This window comes from Staphylococcus caeli, from assembly GCF_051413795.1.
GTDB lineage: Bacteria > Bacillota > Bacilli > Staphylococcales > Staphylococcaceae > Staphylococcus > Staphylococcus caeli_A.
The window spans coordinates 40,168-54,797 of the sequence record NZ_JBOIRQ010000006.1 but is presented as its reverse complement, the minus strand read 5'-3'; the positions used below and the strand labels follow the sequence as shown (position 1 = coordinate 54,797).

9 protein-coding genes are annotated in these 14,630 nt (G+C 34.8%); 7 read left to right on the top strand and 2 right to left on the bottom strand.

The window, feature by feature from the left end; all coding sequences use genetic code 11:
- Window positions 1-26 precede the first annotated feature (26 nt).
- Both argH and ACSULM_RS04860 read right to left on the bottom strand, forming a co-directional pair.
- The gene (argH, locus tag ACSULM_RS04865; RefSeq protein WP_436861014.1) at window positions 27-1,403 is read right to left on the bottom strand and encodes an argininosuccinate lyase; all 1,377 of its coding nucleotides are present in this window, start codon (window positions 1,401-1,403) and stop codon (window positions 27-29) included.
- Complete coding sequence (locus ACSULM_RS04860; RefSeq protein WP_436861012.1) at window positions 1,396-2,598, bottom strand: argininosuccinate synthase; 1,203 nt, start codon at window positions 2,596-2,598, stop codon at window positions 1,396-1,398. The genes argH and ACSULM_RS04860 overlap by 8 nt, the downstream gene beginning before the upstream one ends.
- A 339-nt stretch (window positions 2,599-2,937) precedes the next feature.
- On the opposite strand from ACSULM_RS04860, the gene ACSULM_RS04855 reads away from it, so the two are divergent.
- From ACSULM_RS04855 to ACSULM_RS04825, 7 genes are all read left to right on the top strand, one after another.
- Entirely contained in the window at window positions 2,938-4,269 is a 1,332-nt protein-coding gene (locus tag ACSULM_RS04855; RefSeq protein WP_436861010.1) for a glucose-6-phosphate isomerase, read from the top strand.
- A 245-nt stretch (window positions 4,270-4,514) separates the two neighbouring features.
- The gene (locus ACSULM_RS04850) at window positions 4,515-5,090 is read left to right on the top strand and encodes a TVP38/TMEM64 family protein (RefSeq protein ID WP_436861006.1); all 576 of its coding nucleotides are present in this window, start codon (window positions 4,515-4,517) and stop codon (window positions 5,088-5,090) included.
- 4 nt (window positions 5,091-5,094) lie between these two features.
- Window positions 5,095-5,613: a signal peptidase I gene (lepB, locus tag ACSULM_RS04845; protein WP_436861004.1), complete on the top strand. Its 519-nt coding sequence runs from the start codon at window positions 5,095-5,097 to the stop codon at window positions 5,611-5,613.
- Between the two features lie 18 nt (window positions 5,614-5,631).
- The gene (lepB, locus tag ACSULM_RS04840) at window positions 5,632-6,207 is read left to right on the top strand and encodes a signal peptidase I (RefSeq protein ID WP_436861001.1); all 576 of its coding nucleotides are present in this window, start codon (window positions 5,632-5,634) and stop codon (window positions 6,205-6,207) included.
- Window positions 6,208-6,355: 148 nt separating this feature from the next.
- Complete coding sequence (gene addB, locus ACSULM_RS04835) at window positions 6,356-9,820, top strand: helicase-exonuclease AddAB subunit AddB (RefSeq protein WP_436860998.1); 3,465 nt, start codon at window positions 6,356-6,358, stop codon at window positions 9,818-9,820.
- Window positions 9,817-13,476: a helicase-exonuclease AddAB subunit AddA gene (gene addA / locus ACSULM_RS04830; protein WP_436861089.1), complete on the top strand. Its 3,660-nt coding sequence runs from the start codon at window positions 9,817-9,819 to the stop codon at window positions 13,474-13,476. The genes addB and addA overlap by 4 nt, the downstream gene beginning before the upstream one ends.
- A gap of 167 nt (window positions 13,477-13,643) precedes the next feature.
- Window positions 13,644-14,546, top strand: coding sequence for a fumarylacetoacetate hydrolase family protein (locus ACSULM_RS04825; RefSeq protein ID WP_436860995.1), 903 nt, complete (start codon window positions 13,644-13,646; stop codon window positions 14,544-14,546).
- Window positions 14,547-14,630: the final 84 nt, after the last annotated feature.

Sequence of the window (14,630 nt, the reverse complement as noted above, 5' to 3'; positions counted from 1 at the left end):
CTATCCAGTGCCGTAAATTTATGGTCTTATTTTAAATTTTGTTTGATCTTTGCTAATTGTTGTTTAACTGCTGCTTGTCCCGTTGAACCGTAACTGATTCGGCGATTAATACAATTCTGTGGTGTTAAATAATCATAGATGTCCGATTCTATTAAGGAAGATGCATTTTGGTATTGTGATAATGGGACATTTAATAAATATACATCATGTTGTATCGCCCAAAGTACGAGTTTACCGACAATTTCATGTGCAGATCTGAACGGAACGCCTTTATTTACTAAATAATCCGCAAGTTCAGTTGCGTTTGAAAAGTCATTGTGCACTGTTTGTTCTAAATGATCTACATTAATCGTCATCGTATCTATCATCCCTTCAAAGATACGGAGTGATCCTTTTAAAGTATGAACAGCATCAAACAAGCCTTCTTTGTCCTCTTGCATGTCTTTGTTATAAGCTAAGGGTAAGCCTTTTAACGTCATCAGCATACTCATTAAATGACCAGAAGTACGTCCGACTTTACCTCTAATCAACTCTGCCATATCGGGATTCTTTTTCTGTGGCATAATAGAGGACCCCGTTGAAAATGTATCCGATAGTGTGATGAAATTTGCCTCAGTAGATGACCAAAATATAATTTCTTCTGCAAATCTTGATAAGTGTACCATTGTCAAAGAGATATTGTGTAACGTTTCTACGATATAATCTCTATCACTGACAGCATCGATACTGTTTTCATAAATTGCGTTAAAGTCTAATAACTTTTGTGTTTCATGACGGTCAATAGGATATGTTGTACCACTCAAGGCAGCAGCGCCAAGTGGAGATATATCTATGCGTTTTAAACTATCCTGAAAACGTGATTTGTCACGTTCGAGCATCCAATAGTAAGTGAGTATATGATGTGCAAATGAAATAGGTTGTGCTCTTTGCAAATGTGTATAACCAGGCATGATTGTATCAATATGTGCTTCCGCAATATTAATAATTGTTTTTTGAAATGAAGTGATTAATGCAATTAAAGTATACACTTCTGATTTTGTATATAAATGCATGTCTGTCGCAACTTGATCATTTCTGCTTCGTCCTGTGTGTAGTCTTCCTCCAGCATCCCCAATACGTTTGATCAATTCATGTTCGATATTTAAATGTATATCTTCAAGTGATTCGTCTAAAGCTAGATTACCATGTTGGTAATCAACTAGTATTGCGTTTAAACCATCAATAATCTGTTTACAATCTGATTCTGAAATGATGTCTTGATTTGCTAGCATGGTAGCGTGTGCGATACTACCTTGCACATCATATTCAATCAGTGTTTTATCGAAATCTATAGAAGCATTGAACGCGTCCACCCATGCTTCTGGCTGTGCACTAAATCTGCCACCCCATGCTTTATTACTCATGATTATAACCACCATGTAACATGGCATTAACTTTTGTCGGCAAGCCAAAGATATCTATGAAACCAACGGCTGAAGCTTGGTTAAATGCGTCTTCTTTAGTATAAGTTGCTAATTGCTCATTATAGAGTGTATAAGGTGACTGTCTGCCGTTGACTGTAGCATTACCTTTGTACAGTTTGAGTCGTACATCACCAGTAACATGTTCCTGTGTGCTGTCTACGAATAATTTTAAGCTGTCAGTTAATGGTGAGAACCAAAGACCATTATAGATTTGTTCTGAAAATTGTTTTTCAATTACAGGTTTAAAATGTGCCACATCTTTCGTTAACGTAATCGTTTCGAGTGCTTTATGTGCTTTAATAATGACTTCGGCTGCCGGTGTTTCATAAACTTCTCTAGATTTAATGCCGACCAATCTATTTTCAACATGATCAATTCTACCAATACCATGCTTACCTGCTAGCTTATTTAGCGTCAAAATTAATTCACTTAACGGATAGGAAGTACCATTTAAAGCGGTTGGTATCCCTTTTTTAAATGAAAGGACAAGTTCTTCGGCTTCATCTGGTGCGTCTTCCAATTCACATGTTAAATCAAAGGCGTCTTTAGGGGGAGCGGCATAAGGATCCTCGAGAATACCACATTCATTACTTCTTCCCCATAAATTTTGATCAATTGAATAAGGAGAATCGTGTTGAATAGGGACAGGGATATTGTGTTTTAATGCATAATCAATTTCTTCTTCACGGCTCCAAGCCCATTCTCTTACAGGTGCAAATACTTTTAATTCTGGATCGAGTGCTTTAATGGCAACTTCGAAACGTACTTGATCATTACCTTTACCTGTACAACCATGTGCAATGCCAATTGCATTTGTTTTTGCTGCGATTTCGACTAATTTTTTAGAAATTAAAGGTCTTGATAATGCAGAAACTAAAGGATACATACCTTCATACATTAAATTCCCCTTAATCGCATATGACACGAAATCTTGGCTGAATTCTTCTGTTGCATCGATGATATGACATTCAATTGCGCCCATATCTAACGCTTTTTGATGTACTAATTCCAAATCCTTTCCTTCACCAACATCTAAACAACAAGCTACTATATCATAGCCTTTATCTATTAACCACTTTACTGCGACGCTTGTGTCTAAACCGCCAGAATATGCTAATACAATTTTATCTTTCATAGTTCCACCTCAATTGATAATTTGTAAAATTTAATTTATGAATTTGTTAAAAATGATTATAGCAGATAATAAATGAAAATAAAACCATTTTAATACATAAATATGCAAAATGAAGAAGTGGGTATAATAAGGTCTCATTTATTTATGCTTTTAATAAAGAGGTTTTGCGTATTTTCGTCTATTTTGGAATTGTATAATAAAATGAATAGAACAATTGCGAAGTCAGTTGGCTGTGATAAGTAAATATGATTATTTTTAATAATAACTAGGCTAGTTGTTTGAATACTCAAAATAAACTTAGTAAAATAATATTAAATAAAAAAATGGAGGCAATTCAATATGACTCATATTCAATTAGATTATGGCAAAACTTTAGAATTTTTCGGCGAACATGAATTACAACAACAAAAAGATATCGTTAAATCAATTCATAAAACGATTCATGAAGGCACAGGTGCTGGGAGTGACTTCTTAGGTTGGATTGATCTTCCTGTTGATTATGATAAAGAAGAGTTTTCACGTATTTTAGAAGCTTCGAAACGTGTTAAAGCTAATTCAGACGTCTTCGTAGTTATTGGTATTGGTGGTTCATATCTAGGCGCTCGTGCTGCAATCGAGATGCTAACATCATCATTCAGAAATAGCGATGAATTTCCTGAAATTGTATTTGTAGGAAATCATTTATCTTCAAGCTATACACAAGAATTAGTACAGTATTTAGATGGTAAAGATTTCTCAGTCAATGTTATTTCGAAATCAGGTACTACTACAGAACCTGCTGTTGCGTTTAGATTGTTCAAGCAACTTTTAGAAAATAAATACGGTAAAGAAGAGGCGAAAGCGCGTATCTTCGCAACAACTGATAAAGAAAAAGGTGCTTTGAAACAATTAGCAACAAATGAAGGATATGAAACATTTGTTGTACCAGATGATATCGGCGGTCGTTACTCTGTATTAACAGCTGTTGGTTTATTACCAATTGCAGTAGCCGGTATAGACATTCAAACAATGATGGCGGGCGCAGCGAAAGCACGTGAAGAATTGTCATCAGAAAACTTAGAAGATAATATTGCTTATCAATATGCAACAATCCGTAATGTACTTTATGCAAAAGGCTATGATACGGAAATGTTAATTAACTACGAACCATCTATGCAATATTTCAACGAATGGTGGAAACAATTATTCGGTGAATCAGAAGGTAAAGATTATAAAGGTATCTATCCTTCAAGCGCTAATTACACTACTGACTTACATTCACTTGGACAATATGTACAAGAAGGTCGTCGTTTCTTATTTGAAACAGTAGTTAAAGTCAATAATCCGAAACATGACATCACGATTGAAGAAGACAGTGATAACTTAGACGGTTTAAACTATCTTGCTGGTAAAACAATCGATGAAGTCAATACGAAAGCATTCGAAGGTACATTATTAGCACATACGGATGGTGGCGTTCCAAATATCGTCTTAAACATCCCACGTCTTGATGAAGAAACATTCGGTTATGTGGTTTATTTCTTTGAATTAGCATGTGCAATGAGTGGTTATCAATTAGGTGTCAATCCATTCAACCAACCAGGTGTAGAGGCATATAAACAAAATATGTTTGCATTATTAGGTAAATCTGGTTTTGAAGATAAAAAAGAAGCACTAGAAAAACGTTTATAATCCAACTGAAAAATCAGTTTCATATTAAAAAATATAACCCGGGACATGTGGATGTCTCGGGTTATATCTGTTCTATTTCTGATATGGAGCACAAAGTAATAATCGATGATGTCATATGCAGTACAATATAAAATATGAAAGTTCATTCCTAGGACTGATTTATATTGTGTCGAATAGTTTATAGTTTTAAAATAGCAACTTTACACTTATAATTATATTGAATAGATAGTGTGAGGATTGGTACGATGACAGAAACACAAGTGCAGCAATGGGTCGAAATGTTTGGAAGTTTGGGTTACATAGTTGCTTTTTTATTACCTTTTATTGAAGCTTTTCTTCCAGTTTTACCAATCATTGTATTTGTTATTGTGAACGTCAACGCATATGGTTGGTTCGTAGGTACATTGTTAGCGTGGTTAGGCACGGTCTCAGGAAGTTTTATTGTATTTTTATGTTTTAGAAGATTTACGCATACAAAATATATGAAAAAGGTACAGCGTCGGAAAGCAGTTCAACGGTTAATTCATTTTATAGATCGCAAGGGTGTTATTCCTATATTTATCTTGATGTGTTTTCCGTTTACACCGAGCGCATTGGTAAATATCGTTGCAAGTTTGTCGCATATTAAAGCGCGAGCATATTTAATTGTCTTACTTGTGTCCAAATTTATAATGATTGGACTCATCGGTTGGTTGGGCAGAGATATTACGTCGTTATTTTCAAGTCCGCTGCGATTGGCGACTGTTGCAATTGTAATTATTGTCGTTTGGATTATTGGTAGAAAGCTAGAGCAACATTTTATGCATACGTCAAAGGAGTGACAACTTGCGAAAAATATTAAAACATTTGATTTCGATGATATTAGCGATTATTATTGTACTGTTGATTCAGGCATTCATAGTAACCGGATCAGTTGTTAAAGATCAAAATATGAGTCCGAATTTAAAGTCAGGTGATCGTATTATTATCAATAAAATTAAAACAACATTTGATTTGTTAGATAATAATGATATGATTATGTATCGTAACGGAAATAAAATTTATTTTAGCAGAATTATCGGCAAACCAGGTCAATCCATTGCATTTAAAAATGGTGCGTTATATAGAGATGACAAACTGGTAAAAGAAACATATGCCGATAAAGGTATTGATGATTTGTCATTAAGAGATATCAAACACTCTGAAGGTGATATTATTCCACCTAATGCTTATTTTGTATTAAATGATCAACGTAGTCATAAGCAAGATTCAAGGACATTTGGTTTTGTACATAAAGCAGATATTATTGGAGATGTCAGTTTGAGATATTATCCGTTTAAAGCATTTACAGTGAATTTTAACTAAATAGATGAGGTGTAAAAATTGAGAAAAGAAATAGTCGAATGGATTATATCCATTGCTGTTGCAGTCGCATTGGTAGCGCTCATTGTCAACTTTGTAGCAAAACCATACACAGTTAAAGGTGATTCCATGGATCCCACATTAAAAGATGGAGAACGCGTAATTGTAAACTTATTCAGTCAAAAATTTAAAGGACTGGAAAAAGGAAATGTCATTGTCTTCCATGCTACAAAAGAGAATGATTATGTGAAACGTATCATTGGTACAGAAGGCGATAATATTGAATATAAAGATGACCAATTATATGTTAACGGTAAAAAAGTTAAAGAACCGTATCTAGATTATAATGAAAAACATAAGCAAGTTAATTACATTACAGGAAGTTTTAAAACAAAAGACCATAATCAAATTGATGGTAAAAATAAAATTCCAAAAGGTAAATTACTTGTGTTAGGTGATAACCGTGAAGTTAGTAAAGATAGTCGTTCATTTGGTTTGATTGACGAAGATCAAGTTGTCGGTAAAGTATCGTTTAGTTTCTGGCCACTTAATGAAATGAAATTTGGTTTTAATCCAGATACTGATTATGAAAAATAAAATATAATACATGTGAGACGAGATGCTTATTTCTATAAGTGTTTCGTCTTTTTTGTTGTATATAGAAGCATGAAAGGAGTACTTCATGAAATGACATAACATGATAGGTTATGTGTTAAAATGTGAATCAAAGGAGTTGGCGTATATCATGGAATTAAATGCTTATATTGGCAGAGCGGGAACTGGTAAATCTACAACCATTATTGAAGAAATTAAACAGAAGATGCGTGACAATCCATTAGGTGATCCAATTGTTTTAATTGCGCCTACACAGAATACATTTCAATTAGAACAAGCATTTGTAAATGATGCAACTTTAAATGGTAGTTTGAGAACTGAGGTATTACACTTTGAACGTTTAAGTCATCGTGTCTTTCAAGAAGTGGGCGGTTTAATGGAACAACCGCTATCTAAATCAGGAACTGAAATGATGATATACGACATCATACAACAGCATCAAACTGAGTTGAAACTTTACCGTTCGCAAGTGAAATATTATGGGTTTAGTGAAAAACTTTATGAACAAATACAAGATTTTAAAAAATATGCAGTATCACCTGAACAATTAGAGACATATATTGCAGAAAACGAATTACAAACTAGAACGAAGCACAAATTACAAGATATCGCACTCGTTTATAAACATTTAGAAGATCGTATCAATGGAGAATACGTTTCTACTGAAGATAGTTTGCAACGATTCATTTCGATGATGGATCAATCTGACTGGCTCAAACGTGCTGAAATTTATATTGATGGCTTTCATAACTTTTCAACGCTAGAGTATCAAATCATTCAGCGTCTTGTTCAATGTGCCAAGAAAGTTACAATCGTGTTAACCACTGATGGTGATAAAGATTTATTTAGTCTTTTTAGAAAGCCATCTGAGTCATTATCACATATTGAAAGTATCGCGCATGAATTGAAAGTAGAATTAAATATTCAACGCTTTGACAAAGTACAAAGGTTTGAAAATGCAGACTTAAAACAGCTAGAACACAACTTTAATGCATTGCAATTTGAACCTGTTGCGGCACAAGGCGATATCAAAATACTTGAAGCATCAGGTATGCGTGAAGAAATCAATGAAGTTGCACGTCGTATTTTGAGAGAAAATCGTGAACTTGGACGACGTTTTCAAGATATAGCAATTTTATATCGTGATGAGGCATATGCTTACTTAATGGAATCTATTTTACCGCAATATGATATTCCGTATTATATTGACGTGAAAGCATCGATGACGCATCATCCTGTTATGGAAACGATTCGTTCGCTCATTGAAGTGATTCAAACGGGTTGGAATTTTGATCCGTTAATGCGTTTATTTAAAACGAACGTGCTATCGAAAAAATTTAAAGATAGTAATTATCTCATAGATATTTTAGAAAACTTTGTCTTAGAACGTGGCATATATGGAAAACGCTGGTTAGATCATAAATATTTTGAAATAGAACAATTTAGAAAAATGGGACTGAAACGACAACCACTGACGGATGAGGAACGGGAAACATTTGAACGTGTCATTCAATTGAAAACAGATGTTATAGATAAAATTATGTTGTTTGAATCTCGTATGAATGATGCCACAACAGCAATTGAATTTTCGACTGCATTTTATGAGGCAATGGAGTCCTTTGAATTACCGAGTCAATTAATGACTGAACGTGATACCTTAGATGTGAATGGCCAGCACAGAGAAGCAGAAGAAATAGATCAAATATGGAATGGTTTTATTCAGACATTGGATGATGTGGCCACTGTATTTGGAGAACAAACTATGTCTAAGGAACGTTTTTTAGAATTACTTGATATTGGACTTGAGCAATTAGAGTTTGTCATGATTCCACAAACGTTAGACCAAGTGAGTATAGGAACAATGGATTTGGCCAAGGTGGATAACAAACAACATGTTTATTTAGTAGGGATGAATGATGGTGTGTTACCGCAAACTGTAACAGCATCAAGTTTAATTACTGATGAAGAGAAAAAATATTTTGAAACACATGCATCTATCGAATTAAGTCCGACTGCAGACATATTACAAATGGATGAAGCGTTTGTATGTTATATAGCGATGACGCGTAGTCGAGCCAATATCACGTTTTCTTATGCGTTAATGGGCACGAGTGGTGATGTGAAGGAACCTAGTCCATTTTTGAATCAAATTGAAGCATTATTTACGAATTTAGAAGTTCAAAATATCCAACATCTACACCAAGCAGAACCATTACAATTAATGGAGCATCCGCATCAAACGAAGATTGCGTTGTTTGAATCGTTAAAAGCATGGCTAGATGATGAAATCGTGGCTGATACATGGTTGGATACCTATCAAGTGATGCGAGATGATACGCATTTAAATAAAGGACTTAACTATTTATTATCGGCACTCACGTATGACAATCAAACAGTACAATTAAGTGAAACATTAGCTAAGGACTTATATGGTTCGACAATTAATGCAAGTGTATCGAGGTTTGAAGGCTATCAGGCATGCCCATTCAAACATTTTGCTTCACATGGTTTAAGACTGAATGAACGTACGAAATACAAATTAGAAAACTTTGATTTAGGCGATATTTTCCATCGTGTATTAAAATTTATTTCCGAAAAAGTTAATGGTGATTTCAAGAATTTAAATCCAAAGCAAATCCATAAATTAACAACAGAAGCTTTAAGTGAAATATTGCCTGAAGTGCAGTTTAATCTATTAGATTCAACCGCTTATTATCGCTATTTATCCCAAAGAATTGGTGCAATCGTAGAAACGACATTAACCGCATTGAAATATCAAGGATCACATTCTAAGTTTACACCACAACGTTTTGAGGCTGCTTTTAGAAGAAAGCCACGTGATCAAAATGAGTTGCTCGCAGCACCACTACAAACGACACAAGGTGTACCTATTAATATTCGTGGACAAATCGACCGTATAGACACATATCAACTTGGCGATGAAAGTTTTGTGAATATCATTGACTATAAATCGTCTAGACATAGTGGGACGTTAGATTTAACTAAAGTGTATTATGGTATGCAGATGCAAATGATGACCTATATGGATATTGTACTTCAAAATAAAGCACGTTTAGGCTTAACGGATATGACGAAACCTGGTGGTCTGCTGTATTTTCATGTACATGAACCACGAATTAAACTGGCATGGAACCAATTGACCGAAGAAAATAGAGATTCTGAATTTATACAATCATTTAAACTGAGTGGTTTATTGAACAGTGATGCTACGGTGTTAGATGCCTTTGATACTAGATTAGAACCAAGTTATAATTCTGATATTGTGCCACTAGGATTAAAAAAAGATGGTGAAATTAAAAGTAACAGTAAAGTTGCAGATGAGGAAACTATTTATAAACTAATACAACATAACAAACAGAATTTTATTGAAACAGCATCTAATATTATGGATGGTCATACAGAAGTTGCACCTATGAAATATAATCAGACGCTACCTTGTGATTTTTGTAATTATAAATCAGTCTGTCATGTGGATGGGATGGTAGATAGTAAACGATATCGTACAGTGGATGAATCTATTGATCCACTCAAAGCGATTCAAGATGTAACGTTGGAAAGTGAGGATGAGACATAATGAGTGAAATCCCAGTTAAACCACTTGATACACGTTGGACGGATAATCAATGGAGAAGTATTTATGCTAAGGGGCAGGACGTACTTGTCGCAGCAGCGGCAGGTTCTGGTAAAACGGCAGTATTAGTTGAGCGTATCATTCAACGTATTATCAAAGACGAAATAGATGTAGATAAATTATTAGTGGTTACATTTACGAATGCAAGTGCTCGAGAAATGAAACATCGTGTTGATCAACGTATTCAAGAAGCATCTATCGAACATCCTGACAATGCTCACTTGAAAAACCAACGTGTGAAAATTCATCAAGCGCAAATTTCGACACTACATAGCTTTTGCTTGAAGCTAATACAGCAGCATTATGATGTCTTAGATATTGATCCAAATTTTAAAACGAGTAGTGAAGCTGAGAATATCTTATTGCTAGAACAAACCATTGATGAGGTGTTAGAACAACACTATGATATCTTGGATCCACATTTTGTAGATTTGACGGAACAACTTTCATCTGATCGGAATGATGACTTGCTAAGAAGTACAATTAAGCAAATGTATTATTTCAGTGTCGCTAACCCGGATCCATTACATTGGTTGCAACATTTAGCGCAACCCTATGAGGATGAAGCACAACAAGCATCACTTTTACAATTACTGAATGATTTAGCCATGATATTTATGAATTCAGCACTTGAGGCTTTAAATAAAAGTTATGATTTATTCATGATGCTTGAAGAAGTGGATAAGCAAGTAGCAGTCTTGGATAAAGAGCGCCGTTTTATCGCACAAGCACTTGAAGGTGGCATACTCAATACACAGACTATTGCAGACCATCAGTTTGAAGCACGTTTCCCAGCGAAAAATAAAAAAATCAAAGAAGCTAATGAAATGATGTTAGACGCGTATGATGATGGGAAAAAATATTATGATCAATATAAAGCGCTAGTTGAAAAGGTGAAAGCAGATTACTTCTCTCGCAGTGCAGAAAATTTAAAGATAGATATGCAACGCCTGGCACCTAGAGTTACATATCTTGCAAGAATAACGTCAGATGTGATTGAACAATTTAATCAGAAAAAGCGTAGTCGCAATATCTTAGATTTCTCAGATTATGAACACTTTGCATTACGTGTGTTAATGGATGAGACGGGACAACCTTCGGAAATTGCAGACATGTATCGGAATCAGTTTGAAGAAATATTGGTGGATGAATATCAAGATACGAACCGTGTTCAAGAAAAAATTATCTCATGTATTAAGAGAGGCAGTGAATCTGACGGCAATTTATTTATGGTTGGTGATGTGAAACAATCTATATATAAATTTAGACAGGCTGATCCGAGCTTATTTATTGGAAAATATCAGCGCTTTACGTTAGACGGCTCAGAGAATGGCATGCGTATTGATTTGTCTCAGAATTTTAGATCTAGAGAAGAAGTCTTAACGACGACCAATTATCTGTTCAAACATATGATGGATGAAGCAGTAGGCGAGATTGTCTATGATGATGCGGCACAGTTGTACTATGGTGCACCATTTGATGATCGACCACATGATGTACAAATGAATATGCTTATTGAAGATGCAAGTTCTGACTTAAATGGTTCAGAACAAGAAGCGGAATATATTGTTCAACAAGTAGAGAAAATTATGAGTGAACATGAAATTTATGATGTGAAAACTGAGCAATATCGTAAACCGAATTATAAAGATATTGTGATTTTAGAACGGTCATACGGTCAAGCTCGAAAAATTCAACAAGCGTTTAAGGATCACAATATTCCATTTCATGTTAATAGTAAGGAAGGGTACTTCGAACAGACGGAAGTGCAATTGATCTTGTCGTTTTTAAGAACAGTAGATAATCCATTACAAGATATTTATTTAGTGGGGTTAATGCGTTCAGTGATATATCAATTTACGGAAGATGAATTATCTAAAATCCGTGTTAGTAGCCCTAACGATGATTACTTTTATCAATCTGTAAAACACTATATGGCAAATGATGACGCAGAGCAGCCATTGGTTGAAAAGCTAGAAGCCTTTCTAAAAGATATCGCGCAATATCAAGCCTATAGCCAGAGCCATCCTGTATATCAATTAATAGACAAATTCTATAATGATCATTATGTAATTCAGTATTTTAGTGGCATTATCGGTGGCAAAGGTCGTCGTGCCAATTTATACGGTTTGTTTAATAAAGCTGTAGAATTCGAAAATTCCAGTTTCCGTGGCTTATATCAGTTTATTCGATTTATAGATGAATTAATTGAGCGTGGTAAAGATTTTGGAGAAGAAAATATTGTCGGACCGAATGACGATGTTGTGAGAATGATGACCATTCATAGTAGTAAAGGATTAGAGTTCCCATTTGTTATTTATTCAGGATTATCACGCAAATTTAGGAGAGATGACCTACGTCAACCTGTCATATTAAATCAAAGTTATGGTCTAGGGATGACTTACTATGATATTGAGCGTCAACTATCATACCCTTCATTATCATCAGTAACCTATAAGGCGATTGCAGAAAAAGAAATGATTTCTGAAGAAATGAGATTGATTTATGTCGCATTAACCCGTGCGAAGGAGCAATTATTCTTGATTGGTCGTGTAAAAGATGAAAAAGAAATTACACAACTAGAACAAGTTTCTGTATCCGACACACATCTTCCAGTAAGTTATCGTTTAACGGCGCAACGCCCAATAGACATGATTTATCCTATTTTAGCCAAATATCAATCATCATCATTACCAAATACATTACGGTTTGAATCATCAATTGACGACATTCCACAAGCAATGAAACCTTACGTTCAATTAAACATAGATTTTTATGAAGATATCGCATCAGAAATTGTTGAGTCATCAGATGAGCAACGAACTATTGATGACATCCAACAGACGCATACTGGAAATGATGCATTGAAAACGCAAATCCATGAGCAATTAAGCTATGAATATCCATATCAAGATGCAATTGAAAAGCCTTCGAAACAGTCAGTATCAGAATTAAAACGTCAACTTGAAACTGAACAATCGGATACAAATTATGATAGGGTTCGACAATATCGTATAGGCACGACTTCGTATGAACGACCAGCATTTTTAAGCCATAGTAAAAAAAGAAAAGCCAATGAAGTCGGAACACTCATGCATACAGTCATGCAACATTTGCCATTTAAAGCGGAAGGGCTGAAACAACAAGATATTGTGGCACATGTAGACCAACTCATTGAGAAACACATTATTCCGGAAGATGCGAAATCAGATATTCAATTTGACGATATCTATCAATTTATTGACAGTGATTTATATCAAATGATTGCAACAAGTGATGCGATCTATCGCGAATTACCATTCGTTGTGAATCAAGCGAAAGTTGATCGCAAAGATGAAGATTTAGAGGACACATCTATTATTCAAGGGATGATTGACCTTATTTTTGTAAAAGATGGGCAATATTACTTTGTAGACTACAAGACGGATGCATTTAACAGACGTCGCAGCATGAGTGATGAGGAGATTGGAGCACAACTAAGGTCTCGCTATAAAGTTCAAATGGAATATTATCGTAATACGTTAGAGACTATTTTAAAAACTGAAGTCAAAGGTTATTTGTATTTCTTCAAATTTGGACAACTGTCTATAGAAGGCTAATGACATATAGTCCTTATTAATTAGTAGATTTGTTTAGTTGAATATTTAAAATTAGTGCTGAGTATGAAATGGTCAGAATTTTTTGTATATACTAGTTATTTATTTGTTATTTAGTAGTAAATATAGTTATAATATGAAATAAGATATAGATGAGGAGCTGATATTGAATGAAATTTCTATCATTCAGACATGAAGGACAGACATCTTATGGTGTGAAAGTTAAACGTGAAGAAGCTGCATGGGACTTGAAAAAAGTATTTGCAGATTTTGCTGAAGGTGAATTCCACCCTAAAACGTTATTAAATGGACTTCAAGAAAATCAAACAGTTGATTTTCAAGAACAAGTTCGTAAAGCAGTTGTAGCTGCGGAAGATAGCGGTAGAGGCGATGAATATAAAGTTCAATTTAGCGATATTGAATTTTTACCACCTGTAACACCGACGAATAATGTGATAGCTTTTGGCCGCAATTATCAAGCGCATGCCAATGAGTTAAATCACGAAGTACAGCGCTTATATGTATTTACAAAAGCGGCTTCGTCATTAACGGGTGATAATAGTACAATTCCTAATCATACAGATATTACAGATCAATTAGACTATGAAGGTGAGCTTGGTATCGTAATCGGAAAGTCCGGTGAGAAGATACCTAAAGCACTTGCTCTAGATTATGTATATGGCTATACAATCATTAACGATATCACGGATCGCAAAGCTCAAAACGCACAAGATCAAGCCTTCCTTTCTAAGAGCTTAACAGGCGGTTGTCCAGTAGGTCCTTATATCGTTACGAAAGATGAGTTACCAACACCTGAAGATGTGAATATAGTTACGAAAGTGAACAATGAAATTCGTCAAGACGGTAACACAAGTCAAATGATTTTAAAAATTGATGAATTAATTGAAGAAATTTCAAAATTCGTAGCATTACACCCAGGAGACATCATTGCGACAGGTACGCCAGCAGGTGTAGGTGCAGGTATGAACCCACCAAAATTCTTGCAACCTGGTGATGAAGTTAAAGTTACAATCGATAATATCGGTACATTAACAAACTTTATTGCTAAATAATTAATATAGATAAGACGTCCGCGACATTTCAATATGTCACGGGCGTTTTGTTTAGATGACACTGGTGTGAGACTAATACTTGAG

Bases quoted from the DNA above. Each gene is read 5' to 3' on its own strand.
- ACSULM_RS04850 (WP_436861006.1), top strand. From the start codon at position 4,515: ATGACAGAAACACAAGTGCAGCAATGGGTCGAAATGTTTGGAAGTTTG.
- addB (WP_436860998.1), top strand. From the start codon at position 6,356: ATGGAATTAAATGCTTATATTGGCAGAGCGGGAACTGGTAAATCTACA.
- ACSULM_RS04860 (WP_436861012.1), bottom strand. From the start codon at position 2,598: ATGAAAGATAAAATTGTATTAGCATATTCTGGCGGTTTAGACACAAGC.
- ACSULM_RS04825 (WP_436860995.1), top strand. From the start codon at position 13,644: ATGAAATTTCTATCATTCAGACATGAAGGACAGACATCTTATGGTGTG.
- ACSULM_RS04855 (WP_436861010.1), top strand. From the start codon at position 2,938: ATGACTCATATTCAATTAGATTATGGCAAAACTTTAGAATTTTTCGGC.
- argH (WP_436861014.1), bottom strand. From the start codon at position 1,403: ATGAGTAATAAAGCATGGGGTGGCAGATTTAGTGCACAGCCAGAAGCA.